The sequence below is a fragment of the Pseudomonas sp. 02C 26 genome (assembly GCF_002843585.1).
Lineage (GTDB): Bacteria > Pseudomonadota > Gammaproteobacteria > Pseudomonadales > Pseudomonadaceae > Aquipseudomonas > Aquipseudomonas shirazensis.
In genome coordinates this window covers 2569539-2589699 of the sequence record NZ_CP025262.1, presented here as the reverse complement: position 1 = coordinate 2589699, position 20161 = coordinate 2569539, and the positions used below count along the sequence as shown (strand labels likewise).

The following is a 20161-nucleotide window of genomic DNA, read 5'->3' as shown; positions in this document are numbered from 1 at the left end:
GATGCCGATGATGGTTAGATCGTTAGCGAAAAGCGTGCTCGTGTTGCAACCGGGCTACTCGCTGCGGGCACTGAACAACAAATTCAAGCTGGTACTGGCGATGGCCAGGCAGTGGCCTGAGCTGAGCGCCTTCATGCAGCGCACCTCGTCGGTGCTGGGCAAGCAGCGCATGGCCCGTCTCGGAGTGGACTGCATCGGTGTGGTGCAATGGCCCTACATCAGCAAGTCCTGGAAGGCGCCGCTGCGCTTGAGTGTGCTGGCCTCGCACTATGAGGTGGTCAGCCGCTACCTGCCCACCTTATTGTTGCTGGGGCGCGACGAGTCGCTGCAACTGTGCGACCTGTCGGCCTTTTCGCCGGGCTGTAGCCTGGTGCTGGACCGGCCGATCTGGTTCAAACGCGAAGGCGAACTGGTGCTCAATCTGTTCCAGGGGGATCTGCGGGTCGCGTCGCTGGCATTCACCCTGTGCCATATGGACAGCCAGTTGAACCTGGTAATCGGCGCGGTGCAGGGCATCCACAAAGGCATCGACAGCGAACGCTCGCTGGCAATCTATCGCGACCTGACCAAGGACTTCGAAGGCATGCGCCCCAGAAGCTTCCTGATCGAAGCGCTCAAGAGCCTGGCACGCACCATTGGCGTGACGCGGATCTATGCCGTGGCCGACGCCTACCGGCATCACCGGCATGCCTATTTCGGGGCAGACAAAGGTGAAGACCTGGCCGCCAACTACGACGTCATCTGGCTTGAGCATGGCGCGGTAGCCTCCGCGCATCAGGACTTCTACAGCCTGCCTGTGGCCGCGGCGCGACGCTCGGCCGACGACATCGCTGCGAAGAAACGGGCCATGTATCGCCGCCGCCACGCGCTGCTGGATCAGGTCTTTGCCAGCATCGAGGCGGCCATTCCCGGCGGGGTTGGCCAGCGTCAGTTGCACAGCCACCGGCAGCGGCTTGGCTCTGCACTGAGGCTGCCTGAAGATGAGCCGGCGATCGGTTCTCGAACCTTCAGCACCAAGGTCGCCAAGTTGATCCGCCTGCTGACCACCGAGCCGCGCGCAGATCAGCGCTTGCGAGCTTACCTGCGCAAGGCGGGTGTCTACCCGACCTTGCGCAAGATCGTTCGCGAGCTGCTCAAGCAAGGGCCGCGGCTGCTCTGGAAGAGCCCGGCGGCGACCCGCACCAAAGTGCCGCTGGCCGCGCCGGCGGTGGCTGCCAGCGAGCTGTTCCCACGGGATGTTCTGCTGCTCAGCGAATTCAGCGCCGACCAGCAGCCGAAAAGCCGCCCGGCGCAGTTGCAACGCATGTTTCAAGACCTGGGTCATCACTGCGTTTCGCTTGACTGGCGCGATGCTGGCGCCTGTCAGATTGCTTTGCAAACCTGCTCGGTGGTGATCTTCCACCAGTTACCGGCAGTAGCCGAACTGGCCCCGCTGTTTGCCGAGGCCAAGCGGCTCCAGGTCAACTGCTGGTGGGACAGCGACGAGCTGATCTTCGACCCGGTGGCTTATGGCCAACGCGACGATGTTGTCGGGCATAGCGAAGACACCATCAACCGCCTGCTGGCCGCCGTAAACCAGCATCGCCAGGCCCTGTTGGCCTGTGACCAGGCGCTGGCGGCAAGCCCGCCGCTGGCCACGGCCATGCGCGAGGCAGGGGCGAGCCAGGTGTGTCTGGTAGAGACCGCAGAGCAGCTGGGGCAAGTGTTTGCCGCGCCGCCCAGCAAGAGTGTGCGCCGTCTGCTCTCGGCCAATATCTTTTTTGCGCCACGCAGCTTTGGTGGCGCCACGGTCATCGCCGAACAGATGTCGCGGCTGACTGGCGCTACCGGCCGTTGGCAGCAGTTCGTGTTCACGGCCATCCCCGATACCGACGTGCCACGCTACAGCCTGTATCGCTATGAGGCACAGGGCGCGGCAGTGCTGGGTATGGGCTTGTCGGAACAGATATCCGACCGGGACATGTTCGAGAACCATTCCACCGTGCCGATCTTCGAGGCCGTACTCAAAAGCGTCGCCCCGGACCTGGTGCACCTGCATTCGATCCAGGGCCTCGGCGCGCAGCTGGCCGATTGCTGCGCACGCGCCGGTATCCCATTTGTGGTGACCTTGCATGACGCCTGGTGGATCTGCGGGCGCCAGTTCATGATCAACGATCAAGGCCGTTACTGCGGGCAGACCAGCATTGACCTGGCGGTGTGCGCCACCTGCGTCGACGACGCGGCGCTCAATGAACATCGGCAAAAGCTCCTGGCGGACACGCTCAAGCAAGCCAACCTGTTGCTTGCACCGAGCCGCTTCTGCAAGGACCTGTACGCTGCCAACGGCTTCGATCCGGAGCACATCCAGGTCAACCGCAACGGCATCATGGCGCCGGCGCCCGGTTACCAGAAGCAGCCGGGGCAGACCATTCGCTTTGGCTTTGTCGGCGGTGATTCGACGGTCAAGGGCATCGACGTGATCATCCGCGCCTTCAGCGGCCTGGACCGGTCCGACTACGAGTTGAAGGTGGTCGACAACCTGCTGAACATGGGCTTTCGCTCGTTCAACCGGCACAGCATCAAGATCCCCGGCACGGTGAGCATCATCCCTGGTTACACCCAGGCCACCATGGATGCGTTCTTCTCGGGCATCGATGTGCTGCTGTTCCCCACTCAATGCAAAGAAACCTTCGGCCTGGCAGTCCGCGAGGCGCTGGTTCGCGACGTCTGGGTGATCAGTACTCACTCCGGCGGCACGGTCGAGGACATCATCGAGGGGGTCAACGGCACGATCATTCCCTTGAGCGGCGATGAGACCTACCTGCGCCAGGCAATCGTGGCGATTCTCGATGATCAGCCACGCTTCGCTCGGCACCGCAATCCATTCAAGGACAACATCATTGTCTTCAGCGACCAGGCTAGCGAGTTGCTGGGCTTCTATGACGAGGTGCTCAGCGAGGCCGATGCGGCTGCCCGCGAGCCCTCGGCATTAGGCAGCTGCCAGTAGCAGGCGCGGTTCATTTAATTATTCAGGGATTGATCGATTGCCTATGCGCATAGCTTATTTCATCAATCAGTACCCGAAGGTCAGCCACAGCTTCATTCGCCGCGAAATCCTCGCGCTGGAGCGCCAGGGCATTGAAGTACAGCGGATCGCCCTGCGTGGTTGGGACGGCGAGTTGCAGGACAACGACGATATCGCTGAACGGAGCAAGACCCGCTATGTCCTTGAGGACGGCGTCAAAGGGCTGCTCAAGCCATTGCTTGAAGTTCTGCGCGCTCAGCCGCGGCGGTTTTTCAGTGCGCTGTGGCTGGCCCTGGGCATGGGCCGACGGGCTGACCGCAGCTGGCCTTATCACCTGATCTACCTGGCCGAGGCGTGCCGCGTGGTGCAGTGGTTGCAGGCTTTCGGCGCCGAGCATGTGCACGCTCACTTCGGCACCAATTCGACCGAGGTGGTGATGCTCGCGAATGCCTTGGGCGGGCCGCACTACAGCTTCACCGTGCACGGCCCGGAGGAATTCGACAAACCGCAGTTTCTGCATATCGGTGAGAAGGTCCGCCGTGCGGCGTTTGTCGCCGCCGTCAGTTCTTACGGCCGCAGCCAGCTGTATCGCTGGGTGGCGCACGCCCATTGGGACAAGGTCAAGGTCGTGCACTGCGGGCTGGAAGCGGCCTTCCATGCAGGCCCGCCGGTGCCGGTTCCGGCAGTGCCGCGGCTGGTGTGTGTCGGCCGCTTGTGCGAGCAGAAGGGCCAGTTGCTGTTGCTTGAGGCGGCGCAAAAGTTGGCCGCGCAAGGCACGACGTTCGAGTTGGTGCTGGCCGGCGATGGCGAGATGCGCGCAGAGATCGAGACCCTGATTGCCCGCCATGGGCTGCAGGGGCAGGTGCGTATTACTGGCTGGATCAGCAGCGGCCAGGTTCGCGAGGAGCTACTCGCCGCTCGCGCCCTGGTCTTGCCCAGCTTTGCCGAAGGCCTGCCAGTGGTGATCATGGAAGCCATGGCCTTGCGCCGCCCGGTGCTGACCACCTATGTGGCGGGCATCCCTGAACTGGTGCGCCCTGGCGAGAATGGCTGGCTGTTCCCAGCAGGGGCGGTACAGGAGCTGGCAGCGGCGATGGCCGACTGCCTTGGGCAACCGTACGAGGTGCTGCAACGTATGGGCGATGCGGCCCATCAGCGGGTGCTGGAGCGCCACGACATCGATACCGAAGCGGCCAAATTGGCCAGCTATTTCAGGGCGGGCGCATGATCACACTGACAAGTTGGTTGCTGGCGCTGTTGGCGCTGTTGATTCTGCTGCCGGTCCTGGTGCTGTTTGCCCAGGTCGTGCTGGCGTGCCTGCCGGCGCGGCCGGTGCCTTTGGCTGCCGGCCCCAGGCCGCGGGTGGCAGTGCTGGTGCCGGCGCACAATGAGTCAGGGGGTATCAGCGCCACCTTGGCCAGCATCGGTCAGCAATTGCTCGACAGTGATCGCCTGCTGGTAGTCGCCGACAATTGTACTGACAGCACCGCAGCACTGGCTCGCGCGGCCGGCGCCGAGGTGGTCGAGCGCGAGCATCAGCACCTGCGTGGCAAGGGTTATGCCCTGGACTACGGCGTGCGTCAGCTGGCCGCGGCGCCGCCGGAGGTGGTGATCATCATCGACGCCGACTGCCTGTTGAGTGCTGGCTCGATTGAAACTCTGGCGCGTTGCAGCCTCGCCACCGGCCGCCCGGTGCAGGCCCTTGACCTGATGTGCGCGCCTGCCGGGGCTGGGCTCAAGGTGCAAGTCGCCGAGTTCGCCTGGCGAGTAAAGAATCTGGTGCGGCCACGCGGCTGGGCCCGGATCGGGCTGCCATGCCAGTTGATGGGCACCGGCATGGCCTTCGCCTGGGCTGATCTGGCGAAGGCCAATCTGGCCACCGGTCACCTGGTCGAAGACCTGAAGCTGGGCCTGGACTTTTGCCGTGACGGCAAGCCGCCGTTGTTTTGCCCGCAGGCCCAGGTCACCAGCCTGTTCCCCACCAGCGACGACGGCCTCAGCAACCAGCGCACCCGCTGGGAACACGGCCATCTAGGCGTGTTGCTGGCAGAAGGGCCGAAGCTGCTGGGCGCCGCTTTGCTGCAACGCAACGGGCCGTTGTTGGCCATGGCGCTGGACCTGCTGGTGCCACCATTGGCCTTGTTGGTATTGGCCCTGATGGCCATCTTCGTCGTCAGTTGGCTGGCCTTGGCACTGCTCGGCGTGGCGTTTGCCGCAGCCATCGCCAGCCTTGCGCTGGTGCTGATGGGCGCAGCAGTGGTGCTGGCCTGGGCGCGCTTCTCACGCGAGCTGATACCGTTCTCGGTGTTGCTCTATGCGCCATTCTACGCAGCGAAAAAAATCCCCCTGTACGTGGGTTTTTTGCTCAAGCGTCAGGTGGAATGGGTGCGTTCGAAGCGGGATGACAGTCAATGAATGAGCGGCCATGGCAACAACGCTGGGACGCTATCCTCGGCAAGCTACAGGTGGTTGTCGATGGGGCTGCCGAGCAACAGCTGATTGCGACCCTTGCGGCGCCCGACCAGGCAACGGTGCTGGGCTTCGTCAATGCTCATGCGCTGAATCTGGTGGCTGCCAGCGAGGGCTATTGTGCGTCGCTGAGCGCGGCTGACCTGCTGCTGCGCGATGGCGCCGGCATGGGCCTGCTGTATCGCCAACTCGCACTCGAGCCAGGCCTGAACATGAACGGGACCGACCTGATTCCCAAACTGATCGCGGCGTACCGGGGCAAACGGGTTGCGCTGTGGGGCACCGAGGAGCCGTTCGTGAGCCAGGCCGGTGCTCGCTGTCAGGCGCAGTTTGCAATCGAGCTGGTCTCGGTCGAGCACGGGTTTGCCAACGCTGAACATTACCTTGAGCTCGCCAGGCAGTATCAGCCGCAGTTGATTGTGCTGGGCATGGGCATGCCCAAACAGGAGGCTATCGCCGCGCAACTGGCTACGGTCACTGGACCATGTCTGATCATCTGCGGCGGCGCCATCCTGGATTTTCTCGGAGGCAAAGTCACCCGCGCGCCGCACTGGGTGCGCCGCTTGAAAGGGGAGTGGGCCTACCGCTTGCTGCGTGAGCCCAGGCGTCTGTTCAAGCGGTATGTGATCGGCAATCCGCTGTTCATGCTGCGTGCGTTGCGCTACCGAAAAGCTGCCGCGAGCGCCCTGCGCAGCGCGCCAAAGCGCATCTGAAACGACCTGCTGAGGGTGGTGCTGGACACTGCGAAGCTGCCAAAAACCGTCGCCGCGATGATTCGCCGCGTCGCCTCTCCGTGGTACTGCTACAGTGATATCAAATGCCCCATAACCCCCCCGGAACTACGCCGAATTCAATCGTCGGCGTGCGTGCAGCATTGGCTTGGCAGTGTGATCAGTCAGTTGGGTGTAATACCAAAGTTGTAAGCAGTGATGTTTCGCTGCGCTCACATTTGATGAGGTCTGATGATGGTTTTCGAGCCCCGAAGCAGTCGTTCCTTGCTCCAGCGCAGAAGTGGCGTGAGCAACGCCATTCAGGCTGGGCTTGACGGTATCGCGGTGACTGGCATCGCCTGGTACCTGATCGTTGATCAGTTCGGCTACATCACTTCCGACTACGTGATCATGCTGCTGTTGCTGATCGGTGCGCTGGCAGTGATCTATGACCACTACGGTATCTACCGCAGCAACGTCGGCCTGTCGATCAAGGCGTTTCGCTTGTTCAAGGCGTGGTCGGCGACGTTCTGTTTCTTGATGGTGATGGCGTTTCTGACCAAGCAGAGCGAAACCTACTCACGCTTGCTGGTGGGCAAACTGTTCGTCAGCGGCTATTTCCTGCAGCTGTTCCTGCACTACACAGTGCGCGAAGTGCAGAAGCGCTTCATGGCCAATGCGCTGCGTACCGACAATGCGCTGATCATCGGCACGGGCGATCTTGCCAACTTTCTTTACCTGAAGATCAGCAACAACCCCTGGTTTGGCGAGCGTGTGGTGGGCTGCGTGTGGATCGACAAGCCCGACGAGCAAAGCCGCGTCACCGGTGACGGCAAACCGCCGGTGCTGGGGCACATCTCCGAGCTCGATGGGCTGGTAGCCAAGCATGCGATCCGCACGGTGTATCTGGTGACGCCGCTGGGCGGCTCGGAGGTCATCAACGACGTCTACCTGAAGCTGCTCGACAAGTGCATTGCGGTCAACTGGGTGCCCGATATCTTCTCGCTGCGGCTGATCAACCACAGCGTGCGGGAAATCGCTGGGATCCCGGTGCTGACTCTGTCGGAAACCCCACTGACCGGCATGAGCCTGTTCCTCAAGAACCTGGAAGACCGCGTGCTGGCCGCGTTGATCTTGCTCTGTGCTTCGCCGGTGCTGCTGCTGATCGCCCTGGCGATCAAGATCGACAGCCCGGGGCCGGTGTTCTTCCGCCAGGAACGCATGGGCTGGACCGGCGAATCGTTCCGCATCTGGAAATTTCGCAGCATGCACATTCACCCGCTGGAAAACGGCGTGGTCAAGCAGGCGCAGAAAAACGACCCGCGGATTACCAAGGTCGGCGCCTTTATCCGGCGTACCAGCCTGGATGAGTTGCCACAGCTGTTCAATGTGCTGACTGGTGAAATGTCGCTGGTTGGCCCACGGCCGCATGCGCTGCATCACGACACGCTGTATTCGCAAGACATCGTCGATTACTTCGCCCGCCACAACATCAAGCCGGGGATGACCGGGCTGGCCCAGGTCCGTGGCTTCAGGGGCGAAACCAAGGACATCGGCCAGATGATCCAGCGGGTCGACTCGGACATCGAGTACATCAACAACTGGTCGTTGTGGCTGGACTTCGTGATCCTGGTGCGCACGCTCAATGCGTTCACCGGCAAACAGGCGTACTGAGCCGGCTCACACATCCAATGCCAGCGGGTGGAGCGCGCGAAACGCCTGCGCTTCTTCCACCAGCCAGTCATGCACGGCACGCGCGCCCGGCTGGTTCAAGCCGCCGGGCGGGTAATGCAGCACGTAGCGCTTGTGGTTGGCCAGCGCTACGCCGAACGGCACGATCAGCGCGCCGCGCTCGAGCTCATCATTGAGCAGGGTGCGCCGCGCTATCGCCACGCCAACCCCGGCAATGGCGGCTTCGATGGTCAGGTGATTGCGGTTGAAGGTGTGCCCGCGGCGCACATTCAACTCACCGGCACCAATGCCCTGCAGATAAAACTCCCACTCAGCGTACTCCGAGCTGCCGCGCCAGGCGGTCATGTCGTGCAGCAATGGGTAATGCACCAGGTCAGCCGGCCCATGCAGCGGCGGCCGGCCACGGAGCAGGGCAGGTGAGCACACCGGGAATATCTGCTCGTCGAGCAGCGGCGTCGACAGCATGCCCGGATAGCTGCCGTCATTGAGGTCGATCGCCAGGTCGAAATCATCCGGGTGCAGGGCCTGGTTGCTGTCTTCGGCCACCAGCCGCAGCTCAAGGTCCGGGTAGCGCTGTTGAAAGCGCGGCAGGCGCGGGGTCAGCCACTTGGCCAGAAATGACGGGATCGAGCGCAGGCGCAAGGTGCCACGAATATCGCCGGCGTCCAGCCGCAGCAACTCCGCTTCGATGCTGCCGTAGGCTTCGGCGACCGTCAGCGCCAGGCGCTGGCCTTCGGCGCAAAGCTCGACACCACGGGCCTTGCGCAGAAACAAACGGTAGCCCAGATGCTCTTCGAGCTGGCGCATCTGTTGGCTGACCGCGCCGGGCGTGATGTGTAGTTCCTCGGCGCAGCGGGTGAACGACAAGTGCCGCGCCGCACAGGAAAACACATGCAGCCAGACATAGAACTGGCCAGTAATTTGCCTTCTCATCGTTTAGTCCTGCTAAAGGCTAGCTTAGAAACTTTCGTTGGTCATTGCCGTGGTGGCGCGGCAGTATCGCCCAACTTGGCAACACCGTTCAATTTTTCCAGAGAGCCGTGCGCAGGTGTTCAAGGCCGCCACGGTCAGGCATTAGCATGGCTATCAGTGTTTTCGACCTTTTCAAGATTGGCATCGGCCCCTCCAGCTCCCACACCGTAGGGCCGATGCGCGCCGCCGCAACCTTCGCCCAGGCGCTGCGCGAGCGCGGGCTACTGGCTCAGGTACAGCGGGTCGAGGTGCGCCTGTATGGTTCGCTGTCCGCCACCGGCGTCGGCCATGCCACTGATCGCGCCTGCCTGCTGGGGTTGATGGGGCAGTGGCCTGACCAGATCGATCCGCACAGTATCGAGCCGCGTATCGCCCAGCTGCTGCAGGAGCGCTGCCTGATGCTCGACGGCCGCCAGCCGGTAGACTTCGATTATGGCCGCGACATGCTCCTGCTGGACGAAAGCCTCGCGTACCACCCCAATGCCATGACGCTGAATGCCGAGGGCGAGCAGGGCTGCCTGTTCAGCCAGACCTATTACTCGGTCGGTGGCGGCTTCATCGTCGAGCAAGCCGAGATCGATGCGCCACAGAGCAGCGCCGAGCAGGTCAAGCCGCCTTACGAGTTTTCCAGCGCTGCCGAACTGCTCAGCCTGTGCAAACAGCACGACCTCAGCGTCAGTCAACTGATGATGGCCAATGAGCGCGCCTGGCGCAGTGAAGATGACATCCGCGCTGGGCTGCTGAAAATCTGGGCCGCGATGCGCGAGTGCGTGGCCAACGGCATGCGCAATGACGGCATCCTGCCCGGTGGGCTCAACGTCAAGCGCCGTGCCGCGCGGCTGCACCGCAGCCTGCAGGAGGTGGGCAAGCCCAACGTGATCGGCTCGACCTTGAGCGCGATGGAGTGGGTCAATCTGTTTGCCCTGGCGGTCAATGAAGAGAACGCCGCTGGCGGGCGCATGGTCACCGCGCCTACCAACGGCGCCGCCGGCATCATCCCCGCCGTGTTGCACTACTACATGAAGTTCAACCCCAGCGCCTGCGACGACGATGTCGTGGCGTTTCTGCTGGCGGCGGCGGCAGTGGGCATTCTGTGCAAGAAAAACGCATCTATTTCCGGCGCCGAAGTGGGCTGCCAGGGGGAGGTCGGTTCGGCCTGTTCAATGGCCGCCGCGGGCCTGGCCGAGGTGCTCGGCGCGACCGCACCGCAGCTGGAAAACGCCGCCGAAATTGCCCTTGAGCACAACCTCGGGCTGACCTGCGACCCGGTCGGCGGGCTGGTGCAGATTCCCTGCATCGAGCGCAACGCGATTGCCGCCGTCAAGGCCATCAACGCTGTGCAGATGGCCCTGCGCGGCGACGGCGAGCACTTCATCTCCCTCGACCGGGTGATTCGCACCATGCGCGACACCGGCGCCGACATGCACGCCAACTACAAGGAAACCTCACGCGGCGGCCTCGCCGTGGCGTACGTCGAGTGCTGACCCGTACTCGACGGGGCTGAATGCGCATCTGCCAAGGCAGTGTGCATTCAGCTCCAAGGCACTACCCGCTGTATCAGCGACAAAAATAACTACAAGGCGATATCTGATGACCGATGTACATAGCACCACGACTGTTCGTGCGGATGCGGCCGTTGCGGCTGCGGCGGTGGATGCAACCCGCTGGAACCGCCATGACACCACCTGGGCCCTGGGCCTGTATGGCACGGCGATTGGCGCCGGGACGTTGTTCCTGCCAATCAACGCTGGGGTCGGCGGCTTCTGGCCGTTGATGATCCTCGCGCTGCTGGCGTTGCCGATGACCTTCTATGCACATCGGGCCTTGACCCGCTTTGTCCTGTCCGGTCGCAAGAACGGCAACGAGGACATCACCGAGGTGGTCGAGGAGCACTTCGGCACCGGCGCCGGCAAGCTGATCACCTTGCTGTACTTTCTGGCGATTTTCCCGATCCTGCTGGTGTACAGCGTTGCCCTGACCAATACCCTGAGCAGTTTTCTCGAGCATCAGTTGCACGTGACGGCGCCGCCGCGTGTGCTGCTGTCGTTGCTGCTGATCTGCGGCCTGATGGTGATCGTGCGCTGCGGCCAACAGATGATCGTCAAGGCCATGAGCATCCTGGTCTATCCCTTCGTCGCCTCACTGTTGCTGCTGGCCCTGAGCCTGATCCCGAACTGGAACGGCGCCTTCCTCGCCCAGGCCAGTGAAGGCATCAGCGTCAACAAATTGCTGCTGACGTTGTGGCTGGCGATCCCGGTCATGGTCTTCTCGTTCAACCACTCGCCGATCATCTCGGCCTTTGCCGTCGACCAAAAGCACCGTTATGGCGCCGACGCTGACCGCAAGAGCGGCCGCACGCTGGCAACCGCGCACGTGATGATGGTGCTGACGGTGATGTTCTTCTGCTTCAGTTGCGTGCTGGCGTTGAGCCCGGCCGACCTGGCGGCCGCCAAGGAGCAGAACATCTCGGTGTTGTCGTACCTGGCCAACCACTTCCAGACCCCGGTGATCGCGTTCGTGGCACCGCTGATTGCCCTGGTGGCAATCACCAAGTCGTTCCTCGGCCACTACATCGGCGCCAGCGAGGGCTTCCAGGGCATGATCGTCAAGAGCCTGCGCGGGCGCGGCAAAGCCTGGCCGGCCAAGCGTCTGGAGCGTGTTACCGCGCTGTTCATGGTGCTGACGTGCTGGGCGGTCGCCACCCTCAACCCGAGCATCCTGCGCCTGATCGAAAGCATGGGCGGCCCGGTGATTGCCTGCCTGCTGTTTCTGATGCCGATGTACGCCGTACGCAAGGTGCCGGCGCTGCGCAAGTACTCGGGCAAGCTGTCCAATGTGTTCGTTACCTTGATCGGTTTGATCACCTTGTCGGCGATCTTCTACAGCTTCTTCGCCTGACCCAGCTCAACCCCGCGCCGATTCGGCGCGGGGCCTGCATCCGTGGGCTCAGCCCAGTACTTCGCGCAGCCGATGCCAGAGCATGCCCGCTGCCAGCAGCGGCGAGCGCAGGGCCTTGCCGCCCGGGAAGGTCAGGTGCGGCACCGCACTGAAAACATCCAGGCCCTGGCTGTGGCCGACGGCGATGCCTTCGGCCAGCAGCTTGGCAGTCCAGTGCGTCACGTTCAGGCCATGCCCGGAATAGCCCTGGGCATAGTAGACGTTGGGGTATTGGCTCAAGCGGCCCACCTGCGGGAAGCGGTTGGCGGTGATGCCGATCATGCCGCCCCATTGATAGTCGATGCGCACATCGGCCAGTTGCGGGAACACCTTGCGCACCTTGGGCAGCATGTAGGCGGCGATGTCTTTCGGATCGCGGCCCGAATAGTGGCAGGCACCACCAAACAGCAGGCGGTTGTCGGCGGTCAGGCGGTAGTAATCAAGGCCGACCTTCTGGTCACACAAAGCCATGTTCTGCGGAATCAACGCCTGTGCCACCTGTTCAGGCAGTCGCTCGGTCGCCACCACGTAGCTGCCAGCGGGCAGCACCTTGCCGCTCAGGCGCGGCTCGAGTTCGTCCAGGTGCGCATTGCAGCCAAGCACAAGGCTCTGCGCGCGCACCTTGCCGTGGGCGCAGTGCAGGGTCACGCTCGGGCCATGCTCGATGCGCAGCACCGGGCTTTGTTCAAAGATACGCACGCCCAACTTTGCCGCAGCGCGCGCTTCACCCTGGACCAGGTCGAGCGGGTGCAGATGGCCTGAACCCATGTCGATCAGCCCGCCTGCGTACTGCTCGCTGGCGACCACTTCACCGATGTGTGCCGCATCAACCAGGCGCGTGGCATGGCGGTAACCGAGGTCGGCCAGTTGTGCTTGCTCGTCCTTGAACGCGGCAAACTGGGCGGGCGTGTTGGCCAGCTCGCAGAAGCCCCAGCGCAGGTCACAGTCGATGGCGTACTGGGTAATGCGCTGGCGCACCAGCTCGACCGAGTCGATCCCGGCCTGTTGCAGATATCGCACGCCGTCCTGGCCGACATAGCGGGCAAAACCGCTGACATCATGGCCGATGCCGCGAATCAGCTGGCCACCGTTGCGCCCGCTCGCGCCCCAGCCGATGCGCCGGGCTTCGAGGAGGATCACCGACAAACCGCGCTCGGCCAGTTCCAGCGCAGTATTGACCCCGGTCAGGCCGCCACCGACCACGCAGACGTCGGCGCTCAGTTGTTCTTGCAGCGCAGGGTAGGGCGCGCTGCTGCGCGCCGTGGCGGCGTAGTACGAGGCAGCGTGTTGGCTCTCTAATGACATGGCACAGGCTCGGCTCAGCGGTTGGATTTGATCTTGCTCCAGGAACGGGTCATGACCCGCATGATTTTCGGGCTCGGTGTGCTCGATACATAGAGCTTGTCGAGCACCTCTTGCGGCGGGTAGATCTCGGGATTGTTGACCAGCGCCGGATCCATGTGCGCCTTGGCCGCGAGGTTGGCGTTGGCATAACCGACGGTGGTGCTTACTTTGGCGATTACCTCAGGGTCGAGCAGGTAATTGATGAAGGCCAGGGCCTGTTCAGGGTTGCTGGCGTCCTTGGGAATGGCCAGCAGGTCGAACCACAGATTGCTGCCTTCCTTGGGAATGCTGTAGGCGATTTTTACGTCGTTTTTCGCTTCAACAGCACGATTGGCCGCCTGGAACACGTCGCCCGAGTAACCGAAAGCAATGCAGACATCGCCATTGGCCAGGTCGGAAACGTACTTGGAGGAGTGGAAGTAGGTAATGTACGGCCGTATTTCCACCAGCTTGGCTTCGGCCTTCTTGTAATCGGCTTCGTTTTCGCTGCGCGGGTTCATGCCCAGGTAGTTGAGCATGGCCGGGAACAGTTCATCCGGCGAGTCCATGAAGGCTACGCCGCATTTTTGCAGTTTCTTCAGGTTTTCTGGCTCGAACAGCACTGCCCACGAATCGATCTTGTCGATGCCCAGCGCCGCCTTGACCTTGTCGACGTTGTAGCCGATGCCGTTGGTGCCCCACAGGTACGGCACTGCGTATTTATTGCCGGGGTCGTTCTGCTCCAGCTGCATGAGCAGCTTGGGGTCGAGGTTGCTGAAGTTCGGCAGCTTGCTGCGGTCCAGCGGCAGGAAGGCGCCGGCCTTGGCCTGGCGGGCCAGGAAGTGGTTGGACGGCACCACCACGTCGTAGCCGGTGCGCCCGGCAAGCAACTTGCCCTCCAGGGTTTCGTTGGAGTCGAACACGTCATAGATCACTTTGATGCCGCTGCTGGCCTGGAAGTCGGCCAGGGTGGTTTCACCTATATAGTCGGTCCAGTTGTACACGCTGACGCTCGGCTGGGCCTGAGCGGCGGCGCCGAACATCAGGGCGAATGCTGCGGGGATCACGGACTGCAAATGACGCATGTCGACACCTCTCTGGTTTTATTCTGGGTCGTGATGTTGCATAAGGCGGGGCGCTCGGCGCCCCGCAGATGATCAGACACTCATCATCAGGAACTCGCGCTCCCACGAACTGATCACCCGTTTGAAGTTCTCGTGCTCGGCGCGCTTCACCGCGACATAACCCTGGACGAACTGCTTGCCCAGGTAGTCCTGGATGATTTCGCATTCCTCCATGTGCTGCAGCGCGTCTTCGATGGTAATCGGCAGGCGCAGGCTGCGGCGCTCATAGGCGCGGCCTTGCACTGCAGCGCTCGGCTCGATCTTGCCGACCATGCCCAGGTAGCCACAGAGCAAACTCGCAGCAATGGCCAGGTAAGGGTTGGCATCGGCGCCCGGCAGGCGGTTCTCGACGCGCATGGCCTCGGGGCTTGAGGTCGGTACGCGCAGGCCGGCGGTGCGGTTTTCTTCACCCCACTCGACGTTGACCGGGGCCGAGGTGTCCGGCAGGAAGCGGCGGAACGAGTTGACGTTCGGCGCGAACATCGGCAACACCTTGGGGATGTACTTCTGCAGGCCACCGATGTGGTGCAGGAACAGCTCGCTCATGCTGCCGTCGTCATTGGCGAAGATCGGCTTGCCGGTGGCGATGTCGACCACGCTCTGGTGCAGGTGCATGGCGCTGCCGGGCTCATCGGTGATCGGCTTGGCCATGAACGTTGCGGCGACGTTGTGCTTGAGCGCGGCCTCGCGCATGGTCCGTTTGAACACCGTGATCTGGTCGGCCAGGTCCAGCGCGTCGCCGTGGCGGAAGTTGATCTCCATCTGCGCCGGGCCGTCTTCGTGGATCAGCGTGTCGAGGTCCAGGCACTGGATCTCGCACCAGTCGTAGACGTCCTCGAACAGCGGGTCGAATTCGTTGGCGGCATCGATCGAGAACGACTGACGGCCACTTTCAGCGCGCCCGGAGCGGCCCATCGGCACTTGCAGGGGCAAGTCCGGGTCTTCGCAGCGCTTGGTCAGGTAGAACTCCATCTCCGGCGCGACGATTGGCTGCCAGCCCTTGTCGGCGTAGAGCTTGAGGACTTTCTTGAGAACGTTGCGCGGCGACAGCTCGATCGGGTTGCCTTGTTTGTCGAAGGTGTCGTGGATGACGATGGCGGTGGGTTCGATGGCCCACGGGATCTGGTACACCGCCGACGGGTCGGGGCGGCAGATCATGTCGATGTCGGCCGGGTCGAGCAGGTCGTAGTAGATATCGTCGTCGACATAGTCGCCGGTGACGGTCTGCAGCAGCACGCTTTCAGGCAGGCGCATGCCGCGCTCATGGAGGAACTTGGCCGTGGGTGCAATCTTGCCGCGGGCGATGCCGGTCAGGTCACTGATCACGCATTCGACTTCGGTGATGCGGTGTTCTTTCAGCCAGGTGGAAAGCTGATCGAAGGGGGCGTTCATACAGACCTCTTGGTTGGGTTTTGATCGCGCCATGCGAAGGGATCTTCCCAGTCGCTGCGCTGGGGGCTATCTTGGGCGCAGCCCGCAGGGTTGATCTATCCACTTCTTCCGTCAGCAAATGCACCAAAATAGTGCATACAGGATGCCGCGTGACCAGCGCCAACGGCTTGCAAGTTCAGGCTTTCCAGACCAGTGATGTCAGTGAACAGGTGCGCACAACGCCCGGCTGGCAGCAGCAATACCGGCAAATGTCGCCGGGGTTGTTCAATGGCCAGTTGCGCAGCCTGGAACTAGAAGGCGTTGAAGTCTACGAAGAGCGGCTCAATACCCGCGTCGAGCAGTTTTTCAGCGCGCCCAGTGGCTCGTTGACGTTCTGTTTTGACCGCAGTGAGAACAGCCTGTACCTGCTCAATGAAGACAGCCGCAATATCTGGATCACGCCCGAGAACTATCAGGAAGTGGCGGTGGTGTTCAGCCGCGACTTTCTCCAGCGCCATGGGCTGGATGTCGCCCGCCTGGAAGGCTTGTTCATGACCCCGCTGGACTCGGTGCAGAACAACCTGTTCGGCAGCTGGCTGAGCGCGACCCTGACCCGGCTGGGCGAGGCTGACAGCCCATTGCAGGGCAGGGCGTTGGGCGAACAGCTGCTCGAGGATTGCCTGTTCATTCTCGACAATGCCAGCCAACGCCTGCAGGGCGATGCCCATGGCCGGCGTAGCGAGGCGCGCGCGGTCATGCGCCGGGTCAGCGACTGGGCCGCCGATTGCCCCGACGAAACGCTCAACCTCGTCGAGCTGGCCGAAGTTGCCGGGGTGTCTGTGCGCCAGTTGCAGCAGATCTTCAAGGCCTTCACCGCCATGCCACCGGCGCACTGGCTGCGCCTGCGCCGCTTGAACGGCGCCCGCCGTGACTTGTTGCGTGGCGCGGGGGCGACCGTGGCCGAGGTGGCCATGCAGTGGTCGTTCTGGCACCTGGGGCGCTTCTCGGAGAGTTACCGGCAACTGTTTGCCGAGCTGCCCAGCGAGACGCTGAAGCGGGTCAGGTAGCCCGGTACAGTTCTGCAGATCAGAGCCATTGCTGGTATCGTGCGCGGCAGTAATGTACCGAGGTCCTGATGTTTTATCTGCCCCTGACCAGCGAACAGGCCGACGGCCTGGCCAGTCAACACGCCAGCGAGTTCTTTGTGCAGGCCAGCCTGCTGGAAAGCGCTGCGGTGCTGTTTATCCAGAATGTGCCGCGCCAGCAGGGTGCGCCTTCGGTCGAAGCGCAGCAGCGGCGCTTTGCCGAGATCGTGCGGATTGCCGATGAGGTTGAAGCGGCGGCGCCGTCGCGCTTCCAGCAGCAGGTCGCCAGCCGTTTTGACCCAGAAGTGTTCGGCATGGGCCTGGGCATGCTCGGCGAGAACGGCATCGGCCTGCTGGCGGCCGAGCAGCAGGTCGATGTTGCCGACCTGCGCGACAGCGAAGGTGGCTGGAGCTTTACCTTTGCCGATGCCTATCGCGAGCAGGTAACGCCGTTGCGACCGGTCAGCTTGCCGTCGTTGCCGAGCAATCTGCGCCTGAGTGACCAGCAGAACCGCTTGCTGCGCGAGTTTCTCTCGGGGGTTGACGAGTCGGTGGCGGTGCAGGGGTTTGCCGGCACCGGCAAGACCTTCCTGATCAACCAGTTCGCCCGTTTGCTCGACCCGCAGCGGACCTTGCTGCTGGCCATGACCGAAGGCCAGCTCCGCGCCCTGCAGGCGCGGATCAAGGACGCCTCGGCGTTTACCGCGCGCACTTTTGGCCAGTTGGCCGACGAGATTCTTGACCGCGACCTGACCAGCAACGGCTGGCGCCTGCGCGACGTCTACCGCAGCAAACTGTCGTGGCGCCCGCAGGAGGCGCAAGTCGTACAGTGGCTGGCAGTGCCGGACATCGGCCCGTTGGCGGCGCGCGAAGTGGTCGCCCTGTGCATCAAGGCGGTACGCAGCTTCTGCCGCAGCGCAGACACCGCCATCGAACTGCATCATTTGCCGTGGATGGGCCACGGCTTTTCGCCGTTGGATCAGGAGGTGCTGCTGGAAAAGGCGCGCCTGTACTGGCAACAGCTGATCCGCCCCTCGGCGCGCGAGATTCAGCTGCCGGTGCGCGATTATCACCGGGTCAAGCTGCTGTCGCTGACGCTGGAAGTGATCGACAGCCAGTTCAGCCATGTCATCGTCGATGAAGCCCACGAACTGTCGGCGCCCATGCTCGCCGTGCTCGACCGCAGCCCGCAGGCAATCATTACCCTGGGCGACGACCTGCAGAACCTCAACGGCCTCAGCCCGCACCACGGCAAGTTCATCCGCCAGCGCTGCATCGATCACTCGCTGCGTGCCGGGCCGGCCATGGAGGGCGTGCTGAACCCGCTGATCCTGGCCCACCCGGCCGCAGTGCAGGCGGCCTTTACCGGCAGCGCCGAGCACTACACCCGGGTCAGTTTCTTCGACACGGTGACGGTGCCCGAGCAACCTACGGCGCTGCTGGTGGATGACGAATGGGGTCTGTTCGGCTGGTTCCAGCGCCTGACCCATCAGGGCGTACCGTTTGTTTTGCTCAAAGGTGCGCGCAAGGAGTTCGAGCTGTTTGTCGAAGACTGCATCGAGTTGTACCGCTACGGCACGCGCCCGCGGCACAACATGCTGTTCCGCTATGCCAGCTGGCAGGCGCTGGAACAGGACAAGGGCGACGACAAGGCCTTTGCTGCTGTGGCCAACCTGCTGCGCAGGGGCTATACGCCGGAAGATTTCGCCAAGGCCAAGAGCCGTTATCGCTGGGACAAGGCGCCCAAGTTGTTCCTGGCCAGGGTGCGCGACGTGAAGAACATGGAGTTCGCCCGGGTCATGGTCTCGCCAGAGCTGATGGTTGCGCCTGCCGCCGCCGGTAACCGCAATGAGCGAGCGCGCATGCTCGCGGGGCTGTACACCGCCTGTTCGCGGGCCAGGCATGAGCTGATTGTGCCGGGTGGCATGCTCGACTGGGTGCAGGACCAGGTGCGCGACAACTAGCTGGCAAAAAAAGGGGCAAGCCGCACAAGCGACTTGCCCCTTTTACTCACGCTGCTGTCAATTGCGATCCAGCCACACTGTCTGCACGTTGCAGAACTCGCGCACACCGAAGTGCGACAGCTCACGGCCAAAGCCGCTCTTCTTCACGCCGCCGAACGCTACCCGCGGGTCAGAGGCGCAGTAGCCGTTGATGAACACCGCACCGGTATCCAGCGCCGAGGTCATCCGCTCAGCCAGCTCGAGGTTGGCGGTGTAGATGGTCGAGGCCAGACCAAACTCGCTGTCGTTGGCCAGTTCCACGGCGTGGTCGGCGTCACGGGCGCTGATGATCGCTGCCACCGGGCCAAACAACTCCTGCTTGAACGCGGTCATTTGCGGGGTAACGCCGGCAAATACGGTCGGCTCGTAGAAGTTGCCGACGCCCTCAGCCTTCTTGCCACCCAGCAGCAGCACCGCGCCTTCAGCCAAGGTTGCCTGCACCTGGCCGTCAAGCTCGTCGCGCAGGTCATAGCGGGCCATCGGGCCGATGTAGGTGTCAGCCTCAAGCGGGTTGCCGACCTTGAGCAGACGCGTGGCTTCGACGAACTTCGCGGTAAACGCCTCGGCGATGCTTTCTTCGACGATCAGGCGCTTGGCTGCTGCACAGACCTGGCCGGTGTTCTGATAGCGGCCGATCACCGCTGCTTTGACCGCTGCATCGAGGTCGGCGTCCGCCAGTACGATGAACGGATCGGAACCGCCCAGTTCCAGTACGCATTTCTTCAGCGCAGCACCGGCTTGAGCACCAATCGCCATGCCGGCGCGGACGCTGCCGGTCAGGGTCACGGCGGCAATACGCGGGTCATTGATCGCCCGGGTCACGCCGTCCGGGGTGACGTTGAGCACTTCGAAGATGCCTGCTGGCAGGCCAGCCTGGTTGATCACGTCGAGCAGCAGATAGGCGCTGCCCATGACGTTCGGGGCATGCTTGAGCACATAGGTATTGCCCGCCAGCAGTGCCGGGACCGCGCCGCGCAGCACTTGCCAGAGCGGGAAGTTCCACGGCATCACGGCCAGAATCGGCCCCAACGGGCGGTATTCGATGCGCGCGGTGGCGATTTGCGTAGGCTCGGCAGCCAGCATCGCCGGGCCGTGCTCGGCGTACCATTGGCACAGGCCAACGCACTTGGTCACTTCGCCACGTGCCTGGCTGATCGGCTTGCCGATTTCGCGGCTGATCATCACCGCCAATGCTTCGTGATTGGCCTGCAGAGCATCGGCCAGGGCGTTCAGATACTCGCTGCGCTGCCCCAGTGACACCTGGCGCCATTGGTTGAAGCCAACCTTGGCACGTTGCAGCGCCGCTTCCTGTGCGGCGTCGGTGTCGAACGGATAGTGGCCGATCTGCTCACCGCTGAACGGGTCGACAGAAATGGCGTGGGTCAGGCTGCTGATCTCGCTCATGGCGGAGGTCCTCGTTGTTATAAGTTGACGAAGCTCAGACTAGTGGCGTGCAACCGTATTGAAAACT

14 protein-coding genes and 1 pseudogene are annotated in these 20161 nt (G+C 62.9%); 10 read left to right on the top strand and 5 right to left on the bottom strand.

Features of this window, described 5'->3' with window-relative positions; genetic code table 11:
- Positions 1 to 7: 7 nt before the first annotated feature.
- The 6 genes and pseudogenes from CXQ80_RS25325 to CXQ80_RS11695 all read left to right on the top strand — a co-directional run.
- A pseudogene (locus CXQ80_RS25325) lies at positions 8 to 910 on the top strand (DUF535 family protein); the annotation flags it as partial.
- Positions 911 to 1303: 393 nt separating this feature from the next.
- Positions 1304 to 2986: a glycosyltransferase family 4 protein gene (locus tag CXQ80_RS25320; protein ID WP_371918929.1), complete on the top strand. Its 1683-nt coding sequence runs from the start codon at positions 1304 to 1306 to the stop codon at positions 2984 to 2986.
- Between the two features lie 43 nt (positions 2987 to 3029).
- Entirely contained in the window at positions 3030 to 4232 is a 1203-nt protein-coding gene (locus tag CXQ80_RS11710) for a glycosyltransferase family 4 protein (RefSeq protein ID WP_101319572.1), read from the top strand.
- Positions 4229 to 5419 carry a glycosyltransferase family 2 protein gene (locus CXQ80_RS11705; protein WP_101319571.1) on the top strand — a complete coding sequence of 397 codons (1191 nt, stop codon included), beginning with the start codon at positions 4229 to 4231 and terminating at the stop codon, positions 5417 to 5419. The genes CXQ80_RS11710 and CXQ80_RS11705 overlap by 4 nt, the downstream gene beginning before the upstream one ends.
- Positions 5416 to 6186 carry a WecB/TagA/CpsF family glycosyltransferase gene (locus tag CXQ80_RS11700; RefSeq protein WP_101319569.1) on the top strand — a complete coding sequence of 257 codons (771 nt, stop codon included), beginning with the start codon at positions 5416 to 5418 and terminating at the stop codon, positions 6184 to 6186. Before CXQ80_RS11705 ends, CXQ80_RS11700 begins: the two co-directional genes overlap by 4 nt.
- Before the next feature lie 252 nt (positions 6187 to 6438).
- Positions 6439 to 7857 (top strand): undecaprenyl-phosphate glucose phosphotransferase, encoded by a 1419-nt coding sequence (locus CXQ80_RS11695; RefSeq protein WP_101323029.1) that lies wholly within the window; start codon positions 6439 to 6441, stop codon positions 7855 to 7857.
- Between the two features lie 6 nt (positions 7858 to 7863).
- Here the strand turns inward: CXQ80_RS11695 and CXQ80_RS11690 are convergent, their stop codons facing one another.
- Complete coding sequence (locus CXQ80_RS11690; RefSeq protein ID WP_101319567.1) at positions 7864 to 8808, bottom strand: LysR substrate-binding domain-containing protein; 945 nt, start codon at positions 8806 to 8808, stop codon at positions 7864 to 7866.
- 146 nt (positions 8809 to 8954) lie between these two features.
- Between CXQ80_RS11690 and CXQ80_RS11685 the strand changes: the two genes are divergently transcribed.
- Positions 8955 to 10331, top strand: coding sequence for an L-serine ammonia-lyase (locus CXQ80_RS11685; RefSeq protein WP_101319565.1), 1377 nt, complete (start codon positions 8955 to 8957; stop codon positions 10329 to 10331).
- Between the two features lie 106 nt (positions 10332 to 10437).
- The gene (locus tag CXQ80_RS11680) at positions 10438 to 11745 is read left to right on the top strand and encodes a serine/threonine transporter (RefSeq protein WP_101319563.1); all 1308 of its coding nucleotides are present in this window, start codon (positions 10438 to 10440) and stop codon (positions 11743 to 11745) included.
- A 48-nt stretch (positions 11746 to 11793) separates the two neighbouring features.
- Here CXQ80_RS11680 and CXQ80_RS11675 read toward each other — a convergent pair whose 3' ends face one another.
- The 3 genes from CXQ80_RS11675 to CXQ80_RS11665 all read right to left on the bottom strand — a co-directional run bounded on the left by CXQ80_RS11675 (position 11794) and on the right by CXQ80_RS11665 (position 15623).
- The gene (locus tag CXQ80_RS11675; protein WP_101319560.1) at positions 11794 to 13089 is read right to left on the bottom strand and encodes an FAD-binding oxidoreductase; all 1296 of its coding nucleotides are present in this window, start codon (positions 13087 to 13089) and stop codon (positions 11794 to 11796) included.
- 14 nt (positions 13090 to 13103) lie between these two features.
- Entirely contained in the window at positions 13104 to 14192 is a 1089-nt protein-coding gene (locus CXQ80_RS11670; RefSeq protein ID WP_101319558.1) for a polyamine ABC transporter substrate-binding protein, read from the bottom strand.
- A 72-nt stretch (positions 14193 to 14264) separates the two neighbouring features.
- Positions 14265 to 15623, bottom strand: coding sequence for a glutamine synthetase family protein (locus tag CXQ80_RS11665; protein ID WP_101319556.1), 1359 nt, complete (start codon positions 15621 to 15623; stop codon positions 14265 to 14267).
- Positions 15624 to 15772: 149 nt separating this feature from the next.
- On the opposite strand from CXQ80_RS11665, the gene CXQ80_RS11660 reads away from it, so the two are divergent.
- Together CXQ80_RS11660 and CXQ80_RS11655 are read left to right on the top strand one after the other, a co-directional pair.
- On the top strand, positions 15773 to 16669 hold the full coding sequence (locus CXQ80_RS11660) for a helix-turn-helix domain-containing protein (RefSeq protein WP_101319554.1): 897 nt from the start codon (positions 15773 to 15775) through the stop codon (positions 16667 to 16669).
- A 68-nt stretch (positions 16670 to 16737) separates the two neighbouring features.
- Positions 16738 to 18651: an AAA family ATPase gene (locus CXQ80_RS11655; protein WP_101319551.1), complete on the top strand. Its 1914-nt coding sequence runs from the start codon at positions 16738 to 16740 to the stop codon at positions 18649 to 18651.
- A 57-nt stretch (positions 18652 to 18708) separates the two neighbouring features.
- Here the strand turns inward: CXQ80_RS11655 and CXQ80_RS11650 are convergent, their stop codons facing one another.
- Positions 18709 to 20094, bottom strand: coding sequence for an aldehyde dehydrogenase family protein (locus CXQ80_RS11650; protein ID WP_101319549.1), 1386 nt, complete (start codon positions 20092 to 20094; stop codon positions 18709 to 18711).
- Between the last annotated feature and the right edge of the window lie 67 nt (positions 20095 to 20161).